Source organism: bacterium (genome assembly GCA_030019025.1).
Taxonomy (GTDB): Bacteria; Hydrothermota; Hydrothermia; order UBA1063; family UBA1063; genus UBA1063.
In genome coordinates, this window is record JASEFR010000006.1 from 43,497 (window position 1) to 65,800 (window position 22,304).

The 22,304-nt window shown below is 38.5% G+C and carries 20 protein-coding genes; 15 read left to right on the top strand and 5 right to left on the bottom strand.

Translation table 11 applies throughout. The annotated features are described in order from the left end of the window. Positions 1-128: 128 nt before the first annotated feature. A complete protein-coding gene (locus QMD82_02590) occupies positions 129-512 on the bottom strand; it encodes a septal ring lytic transglycosylase RlpA family protein (protein ID MDI6850807.1) in 384 nt (127 codons plus the stop codon). A gap of 86 nt (positions 513-598) precedes the next feature. Between QMD82_02590 and QMD82_02595 the strand changes: the two genes are divergently transcribed. The 7 genes from QMD82_02595 to QMD82_02625 are packed head-to-tail and all read left to right on the top strand — an operon-like array spanning position 599 to position 5,582. Next, a complete protein-coding gene (locus tag QMD82_02595) occupies positions 599-1,081 on the top strand; it encodes a hypothetical protein (protein MDI6850808.1) in 483 nt (160 codons plus the stop codon). Continuing rightward, positions 1,078-1,968, top strand: coding sequence for a diacylglycerol kinase family lipid kinase (locus QMD82_02600; protein ID MDI6850809.1), 891 nt, complete (start codon positions 1,078-1,080; stop codon positions 1,966-1,968). The genes QMD82_02595 and QMD82_02600 overlap by 4 nt, the downstream gene beginning before the upstream one ends. Further along, positions 1,965-2,888 (top strand): 2-dehydropantoate 2-reductase, encoded by a 924-nt coding sequence (locus QMD82_02605; GenBank protein MDI6850810.1) that lies wholly within the window; start codon positions 1,965-1,967, stop codon positions 2,886-2,888. The genes QMD82_02600 and QMD82_02605 overlap by 4 nt, the downstream gene beginning before the upstream one ends. Next, positions 2,875-4,014 carry a Xaa-Pro peptidase family protein gene (locus QMD82_02610; protein ID MDI6850811.1) on the top strand — a complete coding sequence of 380 codons (1,140 nt, stop codon included), beginning with the start codon at positions 2,875-2,877 and terminating at the stop codon, positions 4,012-4,014. The genes QMD82_02605 and QMD82_02610 overlap by 14 nt, the downstream gene beginning before the upstream one ends. Further along, the gene (locus tag QMD82_02615; protein MDI6850812.1) at positions 4,011-4,823 is read left to right on the top strand and encodes a nitrilase-related carbon-nitrogen hydrolase; all 813 of its coding nucleotides are present in this window, start codon (positions 4,011-4,013) and stop codon (positions 4,821-4,823) included. Before QMD82_02610 ends, QMD82_02615 begins: the two co-directional genes overlap by 4 nt. Beyond that, the gene (locus QMD82_02620; GenBank protein ID MDI6850813.1) at positions 4,816-5,079 is read left to right on the top strand and encodes a hypothetical protein; all 264 of its coding nucleotides are present in this window, start codon (positions 4,816-4,818) and stop codon (positions 5,077-5,079) included. The genes QMD82_02615 and QMD82_02620 overlap by 8 nt, the downstream gene beginning before the upstream one ends. Then, the gene (locus tag QMD82_02625) at positions 5,076-5,582 is read left to right on the top strand and encodes an 8-oxo-dGTP diphosphatase (protein ID MDI6850814.1); all 507 of its coding nucleotides are present in this window, start codon (positions 5,076-5,078) and stop codon (positions 5,580-5,582) included. Before QMD82_02620 ends, QMD82_02625 begins: the two co-directional genes overlap by 4 nt. 14 nt (positions 5,583-5,596) lie before the next feature. Here the strand turns inward: QMD82_02625 and QMD82_02630 are convergent, their stop codons facing one another. From QMD82_02630 to QMD82_02645, 4 genes are all read right to left on the bottom strand, one after another. Continuing rightward, entirely contained in the window at positions 5,597-6,502 is a 906-nt protein-coding gene (locus QMD82_02630) for a hypothetical protein (protein ID MDI6850815.1), read from the bottom strand. 18 nt (positions 6,503-6,520) lie between these two features. Beyond that, positions 6,521-9,682 carry a diguanylate cyclase gene (locus QMD82_02635; GenBank protein ID MDI6850816.1) on the bottom strand — a complete coding sequence of 1,054 codons (3,162 nt, stop codon included), beginning with the start codon at positions 9,680-9,682 and terminating at the stop codon, positions 6,521-6,523. Between the two features lies 1 nt (position 9,683). Then, complete coding sequence (locus QMD82_02640; GenBank protein ID MDI6850817.1) at positions 9,684-12,824, bottom strand: diguanylate cyclase; 3,141 nt, start codon at positions 12,822-12,824, stop codon at positions 9,684-9,686. A gap of 67 nt (positions 12,825-12,891) precedes the next feature. Beyond that, positions 12,892-13,731: an aminotransferase class IV gene (locus QMD82_02645; GenBank protein ID MDI6850818.1), complete on the bottom strand. Its 840-nt coding sequence runs from the start codon at positions 13,729-13,731 to the stop codon at positions 12,892-12,894. Between the two features lie 103 nt (positions 13,732-13,834). On the opposite strand from QMD82_02645, the gene pdxS reads away from it, so the two are divergent. From pdxS to QMD82_02685, 8 genes are all read left to right on the top strand, one after another. Further along, positions 13,835-14,725, top strand: coding sequence for a pyridoxal 5'-phosphate synthase lyase subunit PdxS (gene pdxS / locus QMD82_02650; protein ID MDI6850819.1), 891 nt, complete (start codon positions 13,835-13,837; stop codon positions 14,723-14,725). Further along, a complete protein-coding gene (pdxT, locus tag QMD82_02655; GenBank protein ID MDI6850820.1) occupies positions 14,725-15,309 on the top strand; it encodes a pyridoxal 5'-phosphate synthase glutaminase subunit PdxT in 585 nt (194 codons plus the stop codon). Before pdxS ends, pdxT begins: the two co-directional genes overlap by 1 nt. Before the next feature lies 1 nt (position 15,310). Then, positions 15,311-16,579, top strand: coding sequence for a serine hydroxymethyltransferase (glyA, locus tag QMD82_02660; protein MDI6850821.1), 1,269 nt, complete (start codon positions 15,311-15,313; stop codon positions 16,577-16,579). After that, positions 16,576-17,391 (top strand): hypothetical protein, encoded by an 816-nt coding sequence (locus QMD82_02665; GenBank protein ID MDI6850822.1) that lies wholly within the window; start codon positions 16,576-16,578, stop codon positions 17,389-17,391. The genes glyA and QMD82_02665 overlap by 4 nt, the downstream gene beginning before the upstream one ends. A gap of 2 nt (positions 17,392-17,393) precedes the next feature. After that, positions 17,394-19,775: a hypothetical protein gene (locus QMD82_02670; protein ID MDI6850823.1), complete on the top strand. Its 2,382-nt coding sequence runs from the start codon at positions 17,394-17,396 to the stop codon at positions 19,773-19,775. A 1-nt stretch (position 19,776) separates the two neighbouring features. Further along, positions 19,777-20,121 carry a holo-ACP synthase gene (gene acpS / locus QMD82_02675; GenBank protein MDI6850824.1) on the top strand — a complete coding sequence of 115 codons (345 nt, stop codon included), beginning with the start codon at positions 19,777-19,779 and terminating at the stop codon, positions 20,119-20,121. A 1-nt stretch (position 20,122) separates the two neighbouring features. Next, on the top strand, positions 20,123-21,058 hold the full coding sequence (gene arcC, locus QMD82_02680; protein ID MDI6850825.1) for a carbamate kinase: 936 nt from the start codon (positions 20,123-20,125) through the stop codon (positions 21,056-21,058). A gap of 88 nt (positions 21,059-21,146) precedes the next feature. Next, positions 21,147-22,280: a GGDEF domain-containing protein gene (locus QMD82_02685; protein ID MDI6850826.1), complete on the top strand. Its 1,134-nt coding sequence runs from the start codon at positions 21,147-21,149 to the stop codon at positions 22,278-22,280. Positions 22,281-22,304: the final 24 nt, after the last annotated feature.

A 22,304-nucleotide genomic window follows, 5' to 3' on the forward strand; every position in this document is an offset into this window, starting at 1 on the left:
GAGGCAAGCCAGCAATAAATTTAAATCCATGAAAGGGTTTTTAATACTCTGTTTTTCTCTTACATAGTCAATTTTTTCCTTAAAATTGAGTAGTTCCAGGCTGCTGGTTAGTGGATATTTTATTAAGTTTATGGCCATGCAACAACCTCCAGTTTAATTAAAACAACACCTTTTATTTTCATATCTAATAACTCCGCTGCCTTTTCAGAGAGGTCTATTATTCTGCCTTTCTTGAAAGGTCCTCTGTCATTTATCCTTACTATTACAGATTTACCGTTTTCCAAATTGGTTACCTTGACGTAGGTGTTAAATGGAAGAGTCGGGTGGGCGGCTGTCAATTTTTTAGGGTCATATTTTTCACCCGATGCGGTTTTTCTTCCCCTAAATTCTTTTCCGTAATAGGAAGCATACCCAATCTGAACATATTCTCTGGATGTTTTCCTTGGAGCACAACCTGAGGCAAGAAGAAGGATGAGAATTAAAGGTGTAAAAACAACCTTGAAAGAAATCATCTGATTTTAATAATAAAATATTGCGGTTGGTTTGTCAAAGTCTTTAATTGTTTGATTGACCCTTTGTGTTTATGTATAATTTTGGCATGAAGAAAATTGGATGGTTTTTTTTTGTAATATCTATCGGAATTGTGGGCTATTTCCTCTATTTTTATCATTTTAAGTATGTTCCCGAAATCAACAGATTGCAAGTTTTAATGGAAGAGAATCGTGTTTTGAGAGATAGCCTGCTTAAGGTGTTGCCAGTTGGCAAAATGGAGGTCCGTAAAGCTGAAAAATCCTTCAATTTGCCTTATGAGGTGAAATACAAAATAGAAGATTTTTTTGTAAAAAACTCAGAGAGACTTTCAGACAATGCTAAAAGACGTTTAGGAGAGATTTCAAGATCACTCTCGGTGATACCTTATGATACAGTGGAGGTTATACTCTTTCCGGGTGGTCAATTGCAGATTAATAGAGCCCTTACTATAAAGAGGGAGCTTATATCACAGGGATTAATGGAAGAAAAAGTTTTCGCCCGAGTGACAAAATATGGTGAGAAAGGTTTGATCATAATAAAAGTGAAATGATCGCATTGATTGTTAATCCGAGGGCAGGTCGTGGTAAAGCCTTTTCAGAACTTCCAAATGTGGAAAAGTTTGTAAAGAAATTTGAAATTCCGTATGAAGTGTTTATCACGTCGGGACCCGGTGATGCGACTAAGTTATCGGAAGAAATCAAGGGTTCTGGAAAATTTGAAAAAATTTTGATTTTGGGAGGAGATGGGACTGTTAATGAGGTGATACAGGCTCTTGTGGGAAGTGAAATTCCCATACTTCCTCTTCCTTTGGGAACGGGAAATGATTTTGTGAAGTTCTTTTATCCGCGTCAAAAATATGATACGGTTCTGGAAAGGCATCTGTTATCGGATAGGACAGCGAGGATTGACGTTGGTTTTTTGGAGAGTGAAAATTTAAAGAGGTATTTCATCAACGGAATGGGTATTGGATTTGATTCTGAAGTTCTTAACAATATGAAAAAAATTAGATTGCTTAAGGGGGATTTCCTTTATACCAGTGCGGTTCTCCTAACTTTTCTACAATTCAAGGGTACGAATCTGGAAGTTTCTTTAGACAACGGCGAGATATCTTTTGCTGGGAAATTTTTGCTTTTTAATGTAGGTAACGGGCAGTATCTTGGGGGAGGTTTTAGGCTGTTTCCCGAGGCCAGTCTAAGGGATGGAAAACTGGACATTTCAATTATTGGATCTCTTAGACCGATGAGATTTTTCACTAACTTTTACAAGGCTTTTAAGGGAAAGCACATAACACTTCCTGAAGTTACTTATATAAAATCTGAAATTATCACAGTAAAATCAAATGTCCCCTTTAATCTCCAGCTGGATGGTGAACTTGCTCAGAATCTGACCTCTATTAAAGTTTCCGTTAGACCTGCTACTTTAAAGGTGGTAGTATGAGATTTGTCGTTCTCGGCATTGGTTCCGTTGGAGGGTATCTGGTATCCCGGCTGGCTCTGGCAGGTAATACAGTGGAAGCCATTGTAAGTAAGAGATCTAACAAGCGTTTAATTGAAGTTGAAGGGATTGAATATTACGAAAAGGATAAGCGTTACGTTATAAAGGTACCCTGTTATGTTTACGAAGACCTTATGGAGATTGATACAGACTATCTAATCATTGCAACGAAGACAGGAGACGCCCTACAAATTCTTGATGATCTCAAAGATAGGCGTTTTAACTTTAATTACATAGTTACTGTTCAAAATGGTATTGAATCTCACCTCAAAGCAGCTCAGATTTTTGGTGAAGATCATCTGATTCTCTCAATAAGGGAAGGCCTTTATGCCTTTGATTTGCACAAGATAAGGAATGTAAGTTACGGTAAAGTTGAAAACGTTGTGACGTCTTTAAGTGCAACCAGAGAATCTATGCAACAATTTGCTGAAATTTTAGTCGCTTCCAAGATTCCTGCTACGGTTTCATATGAGGCCAAGATGGTTTTGCACAAAAAGCTCGTTATAAATAGCATTATTAATCCTATCGCTTCGATTTTGAAAGTCAGGAATGGATATCTTCTAAAAATGCTAACTACAAATACGGTGATTGGATTAATGAATGAAGCTATTAAGGTGTTATCCCTTGAAGGTGTATCCCTTAGTCAGATGGAGATAAGTGAAGATTTGAAGTCAGTACTTAAGGCAACTTCTGAGAATAAGTGCTCCATGCTGCAGGATCTTGAGAAAAAGAAAAAGACAGAAATCGATTATTTGAATGGATATCTACTGCGACTGGCAAAGAAACACGGGATAGAGATGCCTTTAAATCAAATGGTTTACGATCTCATTACAAGGATGGAGGAGCTCCATGGAGCGCATTGACAAGTTGATGAAACTGTTTGAAAATAAGCCCCTGGATGCAATTTTCCTTTTAAAACCTCTCAACATTTTTTATCTGACAGGGGCTTATGTGAATGGTGTACTTTACATCGGTGGTGAAAGACCGTTGCTTTTCGTGAGGAGGCCCAAAGAAAGACCTCTTAACTCCAGTGCAGATGTAGTTTTCATTAACTCTTTTAAAGATATTAAACCATATATCTCCAGACCCTTGAGTAAAGTTGGTCTTGAACTTGATTCACTTCCTTATAATACAGTGTTAAGAATGATTTCAACTTTTGGGATAGAAGAAACTGTAGACATATCCAATGAGGTTCGTCTTGTCAGGATGAAAAAGGATGATGTTGAAATTGAGAAAATTAAATCAGCAGGACAAATTGTGGCAAAAGTATTTGAAAGACTCAGAGATGTTTTTATCCCGGGTATGTCAGAACTGGATTTACTCATAGAGCTTGAGTATTTTTCAAGGAAGGTTGGAAACCTCGGGGTTTACAGAATGCATTCCTTTGGAAACGAAGCCTCTTTTTCCCATATAATTCAGGGGGAAAGCGCCTTTTCCCCTTCGTATCTTGATGCCCCAACCGGGGGCCAGGGGGTATCCGAGGCCTTCCCACAGGGGGCTTCCCACAGAAAGATAGAACCGAGTAAGCCTTTTACGGTTGACGTGATGATAAATTATGATGGTTACATTGCTGATGCCACGAGGACTTTCATATATGGTGATATAAGTGAAGAGATTAAGGATTACTGGGGAAAACTTACTTCAATTTACAGATTTCTGACAGATTTACTTGTTCCTGGTAGCGTTTGTGAAGATGTTTATTTAAGGACCGTGTCTTATGTTGATTCTCTGGGATTAGGAGAAGCGTTTATGGGTGTAGGACGGGATAAAGTTAAATTTATAGGCCACGGTGTGGGCCTTGAAGTCGACGAATTTCCCTTTTTAGCCAGAGGTTTCCCGCTAAGATTGGAGGAAAATACAGTTCTGGCAGTCGAACCGAAGCTATTTAGTAAGTCTTTTGGAATAATGGGGATTGAAGATACTTTCTTAATTGAGAAAGATGGACCAAAGTCTTTAATCCCCTTCGACAAAGGGTTGATTGTTTTATGAGGTTTTTAATCGGCTATCTTCAATATTTACCAGAGAAAGGAAATCCTGAGAAAAACGTGGAAAAGGTCAGAAGCATGCTGAAAGACAAAGATTTTGACATCCTCGTTTTACCTGAATTGGCATTTTCGGGATATTTTTTCCTAACCCCAGAGGAGATTCTTCCTTATGTGGATGAGGGTTTCAACAGCACACCTGCTCTTTTTTTAAAGGAACTATCCAGAAGCAAAAAGGCTTTAATCCTTTGTGGTTTTCCCGAAAAAGCAGGTAGTAAGCTTTATAACAGCCAATATGCTTTTTTACCTTCAGGGGACGTTGTAGTTTACAGGAAAAGTCACCTTTTTTATAAAGAAAAGCTTTTATTTGCTCCGGGAGATACCGGACCTGTTATAGTTGAGTTTAAGGGAGCGAAGGTAGGGATGATGGTTTGCTTTGACTGGTTTTTCCCGGAATTTTCAAGGATTCTTGCTTTAAAAGGTGCTCAGTTGCTCGCACTGTCAGCAAATTTGGTGCTTCCGGGGTTGGGTCAGAAGGGAATGTATATCCGCTCCGTTGAAAATAGAGTATTCTCCATAGTGGCAAATAGAATTGGAACTGAGTGTTCTCTGGATGGCGAGTGTTTGAATTTTACCGGAATGAGCCAGATAGTCTCACCCAAGGGTGAGGTTTTAGTCCAGAGTGGTGAAAGAGACGAAGAAGTGAAAATAGTATCTGTGGATTTGAAAGAGGCTGAAAATAAAAATGTCACGTCTCTTAATAATGTGTTTAATGATAGAAGAATTGATCTATACGGTAGATTCTTGAATGAGTAGTTTGATTTTTTGTCTTATTCTTTTTGCCCAGAATGACCCTTGGTGGGCAAAGGACAAGGTGAGGCATTTTGCAACCGCGTATATTTTAACAAAGGCAGCGATGCAGACAGGTATGGAAAAGAAGTGTTCTGCTGGTATAGTTATAAGTTTGTCAGTAGCCAAAGAAATTTATGATAAGAAAGTTAAAAAGAGTTCCTTTAGTTTTAAAGACCTATTATATGACCTTGGAGGAATTGCATTCGGCTACTTGCTATGAGGCCTATTAAAGCTACTTTGCTTTATATCGTAAAAGACGGAAGAGTTTTACTTGTGTACAAAAAGAGAGGTCACGGAGAAGGCAAGTGGAATGGCATAGGTGGTAAGATTGCTAATGGCGAAACTCCTTTGGAGGGCATAATAAGGGAAGCAAAAGAAGAAGTCGGCATAGAGGTAAGAGACGTAAGGCTGAATGGAATTATCTATTTTTATAATGTTTACGGGAAGGATTGGTGGGTGTGCGTTTTCAAATCATCAGAATTTGAAGGTAATGTTTCTGAAAGCGAAGAGGTCTTTCCTAAATGGTTTGAATTCAGTGAAATCCCTTACGATGATATGTGGGAGGATGATAAGGAATGGCTTCCACACTTGCTTAGAGGTGGTTATTTCATCGGGAATTACTACTTCGAAGGTGATAAACTGGTAAAATCTGAATTGAATTTAGTTAGCGAAGAAGATCTTTTAAAAGAATACCAGATATTTGTTTCGGAGGGTGTTAAATAGAATAAGGATGGGATTTATTCAGACGGAAAGGCCGCAACATGCAAAAGATTACCCTGGCTGGAAAATACTTTAGTAAGTAAGCTTTCTTTGCTTCCGATCAGGACTTCTCCCTCTGTTGGGGATTTGTGTTTTTTTAAGGTGATATCACTTATGAGATTAATAACCTCTTCAGGCGATTTGGGGATTGATGGCCCCTTTACATACCTTCTTATGTACCCATCGAGAATATAACTTTTTAGCAGTTTTTTCTCAAATCTTCTATATATGGAATTAGAACCGAAAAAGTCGCACCCTATGAACTCGTCCTTTACGTATGCGAGAAATCCAATAGAATTTTCGATGGTCTCAAAGCCTTCCATAAGTTCTTCAATTACGTCATTTAAAGTTTTGTAAATGTCATGGAAGGAGCTTGTGAGACTGCTAACCTTTGTCGCCTTTAATGTGCTGTCGATTTGAGACCAAATTAGCGACTGATTACTCTTAAACCCTCGTTTTTTCTCAAGGGATTCCTTTACAGTTTGAGCCAGTGTGCTTCTCAAAGTAGGAGTTATTGTGAATCCACCTTCGCTGAAAATTGGGCTTCCTGCCCATCGGTGCTGTTCGATGCAGGTTACGGGAACCACATATTCTTTTTGAGGTTCTATGTATACATCCACGTTTAAAATTCTATTTTGCCTGGCTCCGAGAAGTTCCTCTCCATCTATTGCGAAGACCGGCCTTTCTCCGTTATTTTGGATTGATATTTTATCTACGCCGTGGGTATCTTTAAGAATGACACTTTTGTTTATTATTGCCTCCTCAAGGGTTGTAAAACCATCATCTCCCAATTTACCTTCAATAGGGTGGATTTTAACATTGTGAATGAAAAATGGACTTCCAATTTTTAAATTACTAATAGACCATAAATCTTTTGATTTCATAATAAAATATTAGCGTCATTATTGTGAAGAGTCAACAAGAAAAAGCCTCTTAACTCTTTCTATCTTTCTTTTGAAGCGTTCAACATCTTGCGTGAATAAATTCCTCTCACTGTACTTGATGAGGAAATTCAAAATTTTAAGAGTGATATTGCCTTTACCCAGGTAACAGAACGTGTCTGCAATTCCCTCCAGAAAGGTAGTCCAGAAATCTATTCTTCTTTTTGGATCTGCTTTTTCAATGATTGACCATGCTTTCTGAAATGCTTGTTTAAATTCTTCTTTTTTACCAAAGTAAAAATTGAACGCCATTTCAATTGAATAGGTGTTGATCTTTAACTCTTCATAAACACTGTTTTCAAGAGCCTGTTTTAATGTTTCCAAAAGCTCCTTTACTTTGTCATAGTCTTTTGCTATGAGGAAGATTTCAATTGCTTGTAAATAAACTATGAGGCTTGCGTGCGTTTTCTTTGGACTTCCTATTTCCTTCAAGACTTCGTTTATAATAGGTATAGATTTTTCAAGGTCTTTAAATCCTATAGCGTGTACATAAGCTAAATTTCTTTTAATGGAAATTAGAGCGTCTTTCATTCCCAATTCGCTGGCAACTTGATATGCCTCCTTTATAGCTTCTAAGGCCTCTTGATGATATTCCATGTGCCTTAGAGTTACCGAAATGTTATTCAAGGCAAGTGCAAGAAGATGCCTGTCAAACACTTTTTTCGACTCTATGGCGGCCTTTTTGAAGTTTTCAAGAGCCTCTTCGTACCTTCTCAAATCAAGATATATGGATGCTTTGTTGTTAAGGACTGTTATAAGTCCACTTTTATAGCCAGCCTTTCTATAGTAAAATTCAGCTCTATCATACTCCTTGAGGGCTTCTTCGTATTTGCCAGCGCGGGATAGGACAATGGCTCTGTTTACACACACGCTTCCAAGCCCACGAATATTTTGAAGTCTATTCCTTATTTCTTCGGCTTTTTCAAGAAACTCCAAGGCTTTATCAATCTGGTTTAAGTCCATTAAGTTTAGTGCCTGAGCATTATATGCATCAGCGAGGGTCTTCTCGTCTATCTGGATATCCTGTCGATTTAGAAGGTCCTCAAGCAGGTTATAAGACTCCTGTATTTTAAATTGTCTTTTCAAAATCCACGCTTTTAGGGTAAGAGATTCTGCATTTTCTTCCAGTTCTAGGGATTTTTCAATGGCTTCCATTGCACTGTGGGGATCACCACTCTCAACGAGGAGCTCAGCCAGTTTTCTGTATGAAAGAGCTGATACTTTATTATTTGCAATAAAGTCTTTCAAAAGTTCTATGGCTTTTTTAAGTTCACCTTTGATGGAGAGAAGGGTAACATATTCTGCAAAGGCTTTCTCCCTTTCTACTTCGTTGTCTTCTGCTTCTACATACCATTGTAAAAACCTAATGGCTTCGTCATAGGCAAAGGCTTTCTTCGTTTTTTCAGCAGCAAGCTTGGAATAAAACTTAATTTTTTCCTTATCCTGAGATTGCCAGGCGTGGTAAGCGCAGAGCTCCTCTTTTCCTCCAAAACTCGGTAGTTTATTTTCGAGAACTTCTAAAATAGTTCTTGATATGTATCGCTTTTTTGCCGAGCTGATTTCGTTTAAAATTGCGTCTCTTATGAGGCCCTCTTTAAAAGCAAAATAATCCTCATTTAGCTGTACTATCAGGTTCTCCTTCAAGAGCTTGTTTATAACATCATAAATATGTCCCCGGTTAAGATTCGTAACGTTTGCTATTAGATCAATGTGAAATTCCTGACCTGTAATGGCGGCGACTTCCAAGACTTTTTCTCCAGAAAACTTTTTAATTTTGTTTTTTAGTAGAACTTCTATGGTTTCAGGTAAAATTATCTTATCATACTCTTTTAATTTCCACTCATCGTCTTCAAAAACAATATGGCCTTTCTCAAAAAGTTCTTTAATTACTTCTTCAATAAAGAGTGGATTTCCACCAGTTTTCTGGAAAATCAGCTTCTTTAAATCATCTTGAGCTGGGGCTTGAAGGATAGATTCAACGAGCTCAAAGGTGGAAGATTCTTCAAGGGTTGGTATTTCAAATTCAATTGTTAGTTTCTCGTCAAGTAACTTCTTTAAAGTCTCTTTAAGGTATGATGTTTCGAGCTCTTCAATCCTTGCGGTAGCAAGAATCTTTATGTTTTGTGGAGTATTTCTGACAATATAATTTATCAAGTTTACAGAACTACTATCGATCCAGTGAATGTCATCAATGTATATGAGAAGTTGTTTATTGTCTGCTATCTCTTCTAGTAGTTGCATAAAGGTTTCAAAGAATTTAAAGATTCCTATGTCGGCGGCAACCGGCTGGATTAAATCTGAGATTATGGGCCTTAATGCCTGTTTTTGGTAAGAGTCGAGATTTGAATAGATTTCCCTGAATCCTATTTCGTCTTTTTCTCTGTATCTCTTTATGAGTTCCTGAAAGGGGACGTAAGGAATCTGGGAGAGGCTCCCGTAACATTGCGAGAATAAAATTTTTGAATCTTCAATAAGTTTTAAACATTCTATTGCAAATCGACTTTTACCAATACCTGCTTCGCCTTTGATAAGAACTAAAGGATAATGCTTGTTAAGGAGTGTAATTAGTTTCGCTTTTTCTTTTTGCCTTCCAACAAAGATTTTAGAGGGTATCTTGGGGTAAAGGGTTTCCTCAAGGTAGGTAAAGAATCTTCCCTTTCCTTTTTGTTTTGCTTTGTACATTGCCTTGTCTGCTTTTTCTACTAATATTTCTGGTTCGCTTCCGTGGGTAGGAATTTCCACTATACCAATGGAGCAGGATATTTTAATGTTTTGATCAAAAAGGTTTTTGATAATTCTACTGGCAACGTTTTCTGCACTCTCTAAAGATGTACTGGGAAGTAATATGATGAATTCGTCTCCTCCATATCTAACGATGATATCTGATTCTCGCAAAGTATTTTTAAGAATTTTGACGAAACTTACCAAGGTCTTATCACCTTCAAGATGCCCATAAAGGTCATTTATAGACTTGAAATTATCAAGGTCAACAAATAAAAGGGAGCTTTTCCCGCCGTATCTTTTTATTCGCTTTACTTCCTGCTCTATAAGTGAATAAATTGCACCTCTTGTGAGTGCACCTGTTAAGTCATCCACTATGTTTTTTACAGTTTCCCTTATCATATCAGAAAGCCCTTTCCAAGTTTTCTTTTAATAGCATTAGTCTCTGCGATTCTAAATTTAACATTTTACTTTCAGCATCTTCTATCAGTTTTGATAGGATTTTTTTCATTCCTTCTTTTTTTGCCAATTGTCCAAGTAGAAGGGCAAAATATTCGTTGTATCGCACCTTCTCGTCTTCTCTTGAATTTTTCCGCAGTTTGGCAAGCTCTTTTAATGATTCTAAGAAAGCTTTGTTGTCACTTCGTTTAAAGTTTAATATGCTCTTTATTATGTAATACTTCAAATTCATGTCAAAGGTTTTTGCTTCTTTAAGGGAATTGTCAAACTGTTCAATTAGTCGACTTGCTCGGTCTATTTCGCGAAGGTATAATAAGTTCTCTGCGGTTTCAAGGACAGTGGAGGCAAGGGTGGTTGTGGAATCAATGCGAGGTAGTAATTTATTTATTTCTTCATACTTTTTTAGTGCTTTTCCTTTATCGATTGTACCCCTGCTGTAAAGGTTCATGAATAATTGACTTATAAAGAGGTTTAGCGTTTCAATTTGAAGGTTACCGGATACTTGTTCAGCTTCAGTCAAGAGTTTTTCCGCTTTCTCATGTTCACCTATGTCAATGTATAGTGAAGCCAAATTGCCTATGCCTATTACTAATGAAAGGTCATCCCCGATTTGTCGGGCGATTTTGATTGCGCTTTCAAGACCTTTGATGGCTTCTTCGTATCTTTTGATGTATTTTAAGGTATCGCTGTAGTTGTGAATGGTGATGAGTACTCCCCGTTTATCTCCAATGCTATTATAAATTTCCTTAGCTTTTTCGTACTCCTCAAGGGCTTGCTGATACAACCCCTGATTTGCGTAGAGTGTACCAAGATTTAAATAAATATTCGCCACGCCTTTTTCATTACCCAGTTTTTCTCGCAATTCCAGTGCCTTTCTGAAATATTTTTCCGCCTTTTCAAATTCTTCTTGTTCCATTAAGAGAAGGGCACAGGTGTTGTAGTAATATGCTTTTTCGGGATCTGGGAGGTCGTTCTCTTTATTTTTAAATTCTTCTAAGATTTTTGAAGCCTCTTTTATTTTTTCACCGAATAAAAGAAGCCAGGCCTTTCTCAGAATATAAAAATCCTTTTTCTCAATTTTTATTGCCTTCTCAATGCTTTCTATGGCTTCGTAAAATTTTCCAGATTTTGAATAGGCTTCAGCCAATTTATTCAATATTGCTGCATCGTCTCCAAATTTGGAAAGGTATTGGTTTAGTTCTTTTATGGCTTTTACTATGTCTCCAATGTGTAATAGTAACTCTGCATATTCAAGTGTAGCTTCTTTTGCCTTGCCCGGATCATCCTCTATCTCAAGGTACCATTTGTAGTATTTCAACGCTTCTTCGTATGCGTAGAATTTTCTGAATTTTCTTGCTGCGTTTAGCGAATATTTTTTAACTTTTTCCGTTTCGCCGGCGTAATAGGCATGATGGGCGAGTTTTTCCTCAGGAACTTTAAGTATTTCTTTGTGGCTTTCAAGCGTTAAAAGAATACTTTTGTGAATAAATCTTTTTCTGTGTTCGGTAAGTTGGGACAATACAATTTCCCTTGTAAGTCCTTCTTTAAAAGCGAAGGTGTCTAAGCCTCTTTCAACAAGAATACCTGTCCTTATAAGTTTGTCAATTATGTCAAAGACCTCCCCGATGTTGGTTTTGGCAACAAGCTCGAGAATTTTTATGTTGAATTCGTTACCCAAACAGGCCATTATTTCAAGTATCTTTTCACTTTGGAAGCGTTTTAACTTTTCTGTTACTATGTTTTGAAGAGATTCAGGAACATGGTCTTTATAATCAGTTTTAATGTGCCAGAGTTCTCCGTCGAAGGTAATAATTTCGTGTTTAAAATACTCTTTGATTGTTTCTTCTATAAAATAGGGATTTCCGCCACATTTTTCATATAGCCTATGTTTCAAACTTTCAGAACATTTTCCCTGTAGAATTGTTTCTATTAGTTCAAAAGTCTCAGCCTGGGTCAGTTCCTTAAGCTGTAACTCTTCAATCAGCCTTTCCCTTGTGACATGGGAGTAAAATTTTTCAAAGCTTTTGTTTTCCAGCTCTTCTTTTCTAAAAGCGAGAATCAATTTAAGATTTTCTAAGCCTGCGTGTGCAACATAGTATAAAAGTTCAAGGGAAGGGGGATCTACCAGATTCAAGTCGTCTATAAAAGCAACGATCTTGTGGCGTCCAGAAAAGAGGGAAATTAGCTTTACATATGCATCGTAAAATTTGTATCGATCTACATTTTCAGGGATATACCCAAGCTCAGGATAAAGTAAACTTAGGGCTCTTCTTTCACTTTCATCAAGGGATTCTAAGGCGTCCTTGAAGAAGAAGTTGTCAGTTTCTTTAATTTTTTTTAAGATTATTTTGAGGGGGTAGAATGGTGTAGAAAGTTCATCTCTTGAGGGTTTAGCAATTACAATAAGATAATCTTTTAAATTTTTTAGTGCTTCCTTAATCAAAGTAGATTTACCAACTCCTGGCGCACCTGAAACTGCTATTATTGGAACTTCTGATTTACTGATTTTTTCTAAAAGCCACAATAGTTCATTCTTTCTCCCTGCAATAATTGGTGCGGGAATAATTGGAGCTATAGAATCTTCTTCTTGCAAGATGTAGTAAGTCTCTTTTCCACCTTTTTTCGCTTTGAATAGTGCTATTTCCAGTCTGGAAAAGATAGTTTGCCAGTCTGTTCCGTAGGTAGGAACTTCAACGACACCAATGGAGCAAGACACCTTACTTTTTCCGAAATCCTTGTTTTTAAGTTCATTTATTATCCTTTCACAAACGAATTTTGCATTAACCGCTGTTGTATTAGGTAGGATTACAATAAATTCATCGCCACTTAACCTAATCACCGTGTCTGACTCACGCAAGGATTTCACAAGGAATTGGGCAAATTCATACAGCAGTCGGTCGCCTTCTTTGTGACCGTAAAGGTTGTTCACCAGATTGAAATCATCAAGATCTATATAAAGGATTGTGAATTGCCCACCGTATCTTCTTATTTTTTTCAACTCTTGTGAAAAAATAATATCCAGGTAACGCCGATTGTATACCTGAGTAAGCTCGTCTTTTAGACTATCTACAAGATCTAAAAACATACCCTTTCTTATTATAAAGAAAAGTATTATCCCTATTCAAGCGTTAATGTGAGAGTTGCAAAACTTCCTACAAACTCAACTCCGATAATAACTTGGCATATTCTTCTTGAATCCGCGAGGTGATGGAGCTTAGGGGGATTTTTATATTTTCAATTCTATTAACAGGAAGAATATCATAGGTTGTCCCAGCCAGGAATGCACCTTCCAGTTTCTGGATTTCTTGGAGTAATATTGGCCTTTCTTCCACGGTAATTTGTTGCTTTTGGGCAATGTATATTACTTTTTCTCTTGTAATGGACGGTAGAATCTCGTTCGTTGCGGGATAAGTAATCAATTTTCCGTCTAATATCCCAAAGAAGGAGGATGAGGTGCTTTCAGTGATGTAGCCGTTTTTATGAAATAGTGCATCAAAAAATCCCCTTTCTTTTGCTTCAATTTTCGCAAGCACATTGGGTAGAAGCATGGTCGTTTTTATGTCACAGCGCGCCCACCGGATGTCAGGATAAAGTATCACCGAAACTCCTTCTTTAAAGAGTCTTGACGCAAGTGGTTTGAATTCGCTGGTGATTAATATAAGTGTGGGCTTCGTATTTTTTTTCGGTAAATGACTCCTTGGCTCTTTTCCTCTGGTTATCTGCACATATATGGCCGCTTCTTTTTTCTTGAGTTTTTTTAGTGATTTTTTGATTATCTCTTCAAGTTCTTCTTTATCAAGTGGGTAGTTTATTTTCAATTCCTTTAGCCCCCGTTCGAGTCTTGAAAGGTGCTCGTCGAGGAATAAAGGCTTTTCGTTTCTTGCTCTGATCACCTCATAAACGCTGTCGGAAAAGAAAAATCCCCTGTCCTCTACGCTTGAGAGGGGTTTCCTTTTAAATTTTCCGTCAAGAAAATAGACTCTTTTTGCCATAAGAAAATTTTACTGAATGTTTTATGAATATGCCAGAACAACCGATAATTCTTGACCTTACACGTAAAAAGTTATATACTGAAAGCATATGGGAGGTGAGAAAATGTCTACTATTTTGACTGGTACATTTAGATTGAAAGTAGGACTTGCTGAAATGTTAAAGGGTGGGGTCATAATGGATGTAACCTCTGCCGAACAGGCTAAGATTGCAGAGCAGGCAGGGGCTGTCGCTGTTATGGCTCTGGAAAGAGTACCTGCAGACATAAGGAAAGAAGGCGGGGTTGCCAGAATGGCAGACCCTGAAAAGATAATAGAAATTATGGAAGCGGTTTCCATTCCCGTTATGGCAAAGGTTAGAATTGGACATTTTGTTGAGGCCCAGATTCTTGAAGCCCTTGGGGTTGATTTCATTGACGAGAGTGAAGTCTTAACCCCTGCTGATGAGGAATACCATATTAACAAACACGTTTTCAAAGTGCCTTTTGTTTGCGGTGCCAGAGACCTTGGTGAGGCATTAAGAAGGATTGCCGAAGGTGCTGCAATGATTAGAACAAAAGGTGAGGCAGGTACTGGCAACGTAGTGGAAGCGGTCCGACATATGAGGAAGATTCAATCAGAGATTAAGAGATTAACAACACTTGGAGAAGAAGAGCTGGTTACCGAGGCTAAAAAGCTTGGTGCTCCTTACGAACTGGTAAAATATGTGCGCGATCACGGTAAATTGCCTGTTCCGAATTTTGCTGCAGGTGGTATCGCCACGCCCGCTGATGCGGCTCTTATGATGCAGCTTGGCGCAGAAGCAGTATTTGTTGGTAGTGGGATTTTCAAGTCTGAAAACCCAGAGGAGAGGGCAAGGGCAATTGTTGATGCTGTTACCTATTACGATGATCCTGAGATACTTGCGAGAATTTCCAGGGGACTTGGTGAGCCGATGCGAGGAATCGACGTTTCTAAATTATCACAAGAAGAGCTGTTGCAAACAAGGGGGTGGTAGTGAAAATTGGAATTCTCGCAATACAAGGGGATTTTGAGCTTCATGCACGTAAAATTGTTGAAACGGGCAACGATTATTTACTTGTGAAAAAAACATCACAGCTCGATGAAATTGATGGTATAATCTTACCAGGTGGAGAGAGCACGACCATAAGCAAGATTATTAGCAGATATGCTTTAGACGAAATTTTGAGAGAAAGGGTCGAAAATGGTTTCCCTGTTTTTGCCACCTGTGCAGGCTTAATAATGCTTGCAAAAAAGCTCGAAGGAAAAGAAAGCGAGGTGACCCCCCTTGGAGTTCTTAATATTACTGTGAAAAGGAATGCTTATGGAAGACAGAGGGAATCCTTTGAAGCTCCCTTGAAGATTAACTTAGATGGAAAAGAAGTTGGAGTTACAGGTGTTTTTATAAGAGCACCAAAGATCGTTGACATGGGAAAGGAAGTTCAGGTCCTTGGAAGATTTGAAGACTCTCCGGTCATTGTAAGGCAGGGAAACATCCTTGCCATGACTTTTCATCCAGAATTGGCAGAGGGTACGGAAATTTATGAATATTTCTTGAATATAATAATAGGGAGAAGATAGCATGTTTGAAAACTTAAGAAAAACTGACCGTGAAGTGTTTGAGGCTATCTTTAATGAGCTTCAAAGGCAGAGAAATGGCCTTGAGCTAATTGCTTCGGAGAACTTCACTTCTGATGCAGTGATGGAAGCGATGGGCAATGTTATGACCAACAAGTACGCGGAGGGGTATCCTGGGGCGCGGTATTATGGGGGATGCGAATTTGTGGATGTAGTTGAGAAGCTTGCCATTGAAAGGGCAAAACAGCTTTTTGGTGCTGATCATGTTAACGTCCAGCCTCACTCGGGTGTTCAGGCAAATATGGCGGTTTATTTCGCGGTACTAAATCCCGGCGACACAATTTTATCGATGCAGCTTTCTCATGGCGGTCACCTTTCTCATGGCCACAAGGTTTCTTTTTCTGGAAAACTTTACAATGTAGTCCATTACACAGTTCACCCTGAAACGGAAAGGATTGATTTTGACCTCGTAAGGAAGCTTGCTTTAGAACATAAGCCCAAGATTATTTTATCAGGATATTCAGCCTATCCCAGAATTATTGAGTGGGATAAGTTCAGGGAAATTGCAGATGAGGTTGGAGCCTATTTCATGGCCGACATTGCGCACATTGCTGGACTTGTTGCAGCAGGAGTTCATCCCTCACCTATTCCTTATGCCCATTTTGTTACAACGACGACTCATAAAACCTTGCGTGGACCGAGAGGCGGTATGATTATGTGCAAGGCTGAGTTTGCGAAAGATATTGATAAAGCGGTATTTCCGGGCGCTCAGGGAGGACCATTAATGCATGTTATTGCTGCGAAGGCCGTTGCTTTTAAGGAGGCACTTACTCCTGAATTTAAACAATACCAGGAGCAGATTGTAAAGAACGCTAAGAAGCTGGCTGAGACCCTCATGTCCGAGGGACTGCGTCTTGTTACAGGAGGGACGGATAATCATTTAATGCTCGTGGATTTGAGACCCTTTAAGATTACTGGAAATATTGCTGAAAAGGCTCTGGAAAAGGCGGGCATTACAGTGAACAAAAATACTATCCCCTTTGATCCCGAAAAGCCCACAGTTACAAGTGGTATAAGGATTGGAACCCCCGCAGTGACTACAAGGGGTATGAAAGAGGATGAGATGGTAAAGATAGGGAAATTAATAAGTAAGGTTTTAAAGGCTCCCGATGATGAGAAGGTTATTGCCGATGTAAGAAGGGAAGTTCAGGAACTCTGTGAATCCTTTCCGCTTTATCAGGATCGGTATGAAAATATGAGGAGACTTTTATGAAGAAAATATTAAAAGCATCGCCTCTTCTAATTTTGGTTGGTTTACTATTCGCATCTCACGAAAACATTGGAATTACTACCTATTCAAGATCAATTTCTGAAAGCGGCGTTGGTGGTGTCTTTGGTGTAGAGGCTCTCTTTATTAATCCTGCAGGTCTTTCTTCTGGTTCCAAATTTGAACTTTTGCTTTCTTATGAAATCCCTTATGGTAACATTAAGGGCCTAAAATCAACAATTCTTGGATTTAAGTATTCTAATTTTGCTATTGGGATTAGTGAGTATTTTCTGAACATAGAGAATGAGGGCAAGTACGCTGAAGGAATGTATCTCCTCTCTTATGGGAGAAATGTAGGGGTCATCAATGTAGGTGGCAGTTTAAATATATACAAGTTTCAGGACCCAAGATTTGGCACAGATTACAAGGGTGGAATTGATCTGGGCATACAATCTGCGGTCTCAGATTTTGTTTCTGCCGGTGTTTTTTATAAAAATATAACACGAAGTGCTATCAGGGGAAGCGATTTGCCTCAATATTTGGATACCGGTATAACTATTTCCATTCAAGGATTGAGTTCCACTTATTTGAGTTTTCGTATGTATCCTGGCAATTCTCCCATTTTTATGCTCGGTGAGGAGGTTTCCCTCGCAGATGGGCTTCTTCAGGTTAAAGGGGGTCTAAATTACGGTGATGATTACAAAAAGGCTTCCTTTGGGCTTGAAATTAATTTGAAAGGTTTTATTGTAGGTTATGCCTTTTCAACGAACTTTGAGTTGTCTCCCGCTCATTCCTTTTCTATCAATTTCAGGAGGTGATAGTGTTAAAGCATTTTCTTCTCATTTTCGTTATTTCTCAATTTGAGGGAAAGGTTGATCTCAACAAATCAAGTGTAGAGGAACTTCTCAAGGCCCTTCCCATTGACAGCATTAAAGTAGTGAAGCTTTATACCTATCGGGAAAATTACGGTCCTTTTCAGGATATCTATGAGGTGGCTAAACTGCCCTTTCTTACGCCAGAAGATATTAAAATTTTGAAGGAGCGGGTCTATTTTAGTCAAAGGGAGAGAGGAGCTTACTTTTCTTTTTATGCTCAGGAAGTAAGGGAAAGGATAGTTACTGAAGAAAGCCCTCAAGAAACAGCGCTGGATTACTGGTTCAGCGCTCTTGCTAATCCTATAAATGTAAATAAGGCTTCTATTGACGAGCTGTATTCCATATATGGAGTTTCGCTCATTGATGCAGTTCAAACTTATAAGAGAGCCAAAATGGTTGGTTTTCTGAGGCCTTCTCATCTTAGAAGGGCTCCTGGCCTATCATATTACGGGTATCGCAACATGCTTCCTTACATAACCTTCAGAGATACGAGACCTGTTCCCTTTACTGGATGGGTTACCTTTAATATTAGCCATTATTCAGAACTTTTCCAAGAAGAGACCAGCGACATTGAAGCCCGCCTTGAACAGTTAACTACCTCTATAGCAGATACGACCACAACTCTTTGGACCAACTTAAAGGCAGCGGGTTGGACTGCCCAAGATAGCCTTTGGCTTGCTAATCAGCTTTTAAAGGAAAAGGATGAATCTTCCCGCTTAAAACCCGAACCATATATTAGGTTTAAATTTAACGGCCTCGCTTGGGGGAAGGTGAGAGTAGGACTCTCCTATTACAACAATCCCTATTTACCTCAACCCTTGCCAAAGTACTTCGCATCGGTGGAAAAGCTAAAGTTACCCTTTGGATTAGTTCTTAATAAGGGAATTCTTGGGTACTATCGGATTACCCTCGATCATGGTCTTCTTATTGATAACAGTGACGAGGGAAGATCCCGGCTTATGGATAGGGTTTTTGGAATATTTGGTGACCTTTCACGTTATGATGCATTTTCTCTTTATGGAGGTGCGGTTGAGGCCGTTAAAGGGCCTGTGAAAATCTCCCTGTGGCATTCTTACTCTTTAAAAAATGGAGTTGAAGATAAAGAGGGAAATCTGATTTTTTATTACGATGGGGATTTTATACCCTCCGTTTTCAGAGATAAGTTTTACGAAAAAGTCCAGGGATTTAATGTAAAACTGGATGTTCTGGAAAAAATTCCTGGGACCCAAATAGGTTTTTCGGGAATGAGAATATGGTATTCTCGTCCAATGCTCTGCAACTTTTCCTTCATGGATATTCCCCTCGATAGAGAAGATTTTTCTGATCCAGTTTTCAACTGGATTGGTGGGCGGGAGAAAAAGTTTATCCAGCTTTCTGGTAGAACGGTCCTTTACCCCTTTTCTCTTGAGATGGAGTATGCGAAAGAACTCAAGGGAGGAGATGCAGTTTTTTTAAAAGGAAGAGTTCAACAAAGCATTTTTAACTTGACACTAATTTACAGAGATTACGACATTAACTACACAAACCCTTATGCAAGAACCTTCTACGAAGATACGCGGTTCAGATACACCGTCTTAACAAGAAGTTACAGGCTTATAGATCCCATGTATGCGAGCCTTGGATATCTTCCCTTTCCAAAACCTGAACAAGGTATCTATATTGAAGCAAGGTATCAACCTTTTGCAAGGCTTCTCTTTCCAAGGTTATACCTTGATTTGTGGCGAGACAAATCAGATTTGCAGAATAACTACCGGGCTCAATTCCAGGTGGAATATAGAGTTATTAACCAGTTCAGAATCAGGTATACCAATAGGATGCAAAGGAAATCAAATATCAGGTACCTTGGGATCTCTACCAGTTGGCTTAAAGAAAACTCATTGCAGTTTATGATTCCCTTTGGTGGTACTTTCTTTACCGCAGAGTATAGAAATTCTATAATGAAATTAACCGAACGGGGTATTGATTTCAGAACATCCATTTACGGTTCTTTTCTTTCTTTTTACTTAGATAGGGATGTAACTTCAGGTCTCTCAATCAAAGCAGGTGCAGTGGTATGGGCAACTAACGGTTATTCTCTCTGGCATTTTGAAGATACTGGTATCGACTTTCTTTATGGTGATGGTAGCAAGTGGTTTTTATCCGTTGTTGAAAGGATTAGACCCAATCTCGGTTTGCGTTTTAAGGTGAAGGATAAGTTAACAACTTATCCGCATACTGGTTTACTAAACATGAATATCGTTGATCCAGAGGGTAACGAAGTCTATTTACCCTTTTTGGATCGCAGGAGGGTAGTTAATCTCCAGTTAAGTTTGGACTACTCTTTTTAAAATGATTTCCGTTGGAATTGATATAGTGAGTGTAAAAAGGTTTTCTTTTTTGATTGAGAAGTATGGAGATAAATTTCTTCAAAGGGTCTTTTCAAAAGTTGAGTATGATTACTGCAGTAGAAGAAAAGACCGGCATATTTGCTATGCAGGGAAGTTTGCAGCTAAAGAGGCGGTGATAAAGGCTATGGGACTTAAGAATATAAGTTTGAGAAATATTGAAATTTTGAATTCAGAGGGAACTCCTTTTGTTAGGGTAAATGGGGAAATTGTGCGAGGCTCTTCAATAAGTGTATCCCATGAAAGGGATTTCGCAATAGCAGTTTGCGCCTTTGTTAAGGAGGTATGAAATGGAGAAGATCATTATAGCCCTCGGTGGAAATGCACTCAGAAGAAAGGGAGAACCTTTTACCATAGAACATCAGTATTTAAATGCTTCGAAGGTCATAAAACCGGTGGTTGCCCTTGCAGAAGAAGGCTATAAGATTTGTATCACGCATGGGAATGGTCCACAGGTCGGGGTAGAGTTTTTTAGAAATATCTTTTCAAGGCAAAAGTTTCCTCCGTACCCCCTTGACGCTCTCAATGCTGAGACTCAAGGGTGGATCGGGTACATTGTTTCGAGAGCAATTAGAAAACAACTGCGAGAAGATAGCATTGATAAAGAAGTTGTTGCTATAGTTACTCAAGTAGTGGTTGACAAAAATGATCCTGCTTTCAAAAATCCCACTAAACCGATTGGTGATTTCTTTACCAAGGAAGAAGCAGAAGAATTGATGAAAAATTTTGGATGGGTGATGAAGGAAGATGCAGGAAGGGGTTATAGAGTAGTTGTCCCATCTCCAAGGCCACTTAAAACCGTTGAAGCTCCAATAATTTCTAAACTTGTCGATGAAGGCGTGATAGTTATTGCTTCAGGTGGAGGTGGCATACCTGTAATTGAAGAGAATGGTGTTTTGAAAGGTGTTGAAGCGGTAATAGACAAGGATCGGGCTTCGGCCCTTTTAGGGAGAGAAATAAAGGCTGATCTTTTCATGATTTTAACTGAAGTTGATTATGTTTATGTTAACTTTGGAAAACCTGATGCAAGGCCTTTGAAAGAAGTTAAGGTTGATGAACTCAGAAAATACTACGAAGAGGGTCAATTCCCTGAAGGTTCGATGGGACCAAAAATTGAGGCAGCCTTTGATTTTCTTGAAAATGGCGGAAGAAAGGTTATTATAACTTCTATTGAAAAAGCGCATGACGCACTCTACAACGGTTTTGGAACTCACATTTATAAATGAAAAGGCACAATTTTAAAGAATAAAACTTCAACTTTTTGAAAATTAGAAATTTTGGCTATAAACTTTATCTGTAAAAACAGTGAGTATAATGAGATTGTTTACTTTGCGCTTTAAAGACACGGGTCTTGAGAGAAAATTCCGTGAGGAATATGCACGAAAATCTTTGCCAATTATAAGGTTGGCCTTACTTTTTGGTATTTTCCTATATTCAATCTTTGCCTTACTTGACGCTGTAATAGTTGGGACTTTGAAAACGGTAATTTGGATGATCAGATTCGAGTTTGTCGTTCCTGTTATTTTTATTTTATTTTTCCTGACTTTTCTAAAAATTTTTCACAGGCATTTACAAATGATATCATCTCTTGCTGCACTAATAGGTGGTTTTGGTATCCTTGCAATGCTTGCGCTTATAAAACCCCCTTCAATGTATCTGTACTCTCAAGGCTTGACATTGGTTTTGTTTTTTAACTTTGCTCTGCTGAGGTTAAGGTTTGTCTACGCAGCAATTAACGGTATTATTCTCTTAATTGGATTTCAAATTGTGAGTTTGAAAGTTAATCCGTTACCAAAGGCGGTTTTTATTAACAACAATTTTTTCCTCGTCTCTACTTACGCAGGTGGTCTTTTTATCTCCTACGTTATGGAAAAACTGGAAAGGGAAAATTTTCTACACACTATAACTCTTAAAAAAATTGCCGAAACAGACGGACTTACTGGAGTAATGAACAGAAACTCTCTTCTTAGCACATTAAAGATAGAAGCACAAAGAGTTGCCCAAAAAGGCGAAAACCTTGTTTTTTGCATGATAGACCTGGATAACTTTAAAGAGGTTAATGATTATTTTGGACATCTAAAAGGGGATGAACATTTGAAGAATTTCGGACAAATATTGTCTAAGAAATTTCGCACGACAGACTATGTCGGCAGGGTAGGGGGCGATGAATTCGGTGTAATCCTTGTTGGGCTTTCTGACATAGGAAGAGTGATTGATGCTTTTAGAGACGTTAGAAAAGAATATTTTAGCTTACAGGCAGATTCAGTTACTAAATCATCATTTTCCGTGGGATGTGTCTTCTTTAATAGTCCCGAAGCATCTCAGGATGAGTTTTTCTTCTATTCTTTAGCTGATATTGCCCTTTCGAAAGCCAAGGAGAAAAAGAATACTATATGCATTGTGGACCAGAGAAACAAATGTCTTTATTTCGGAGAAATAAAATCTTAACGGAAGTATTAATGAATAATTTTG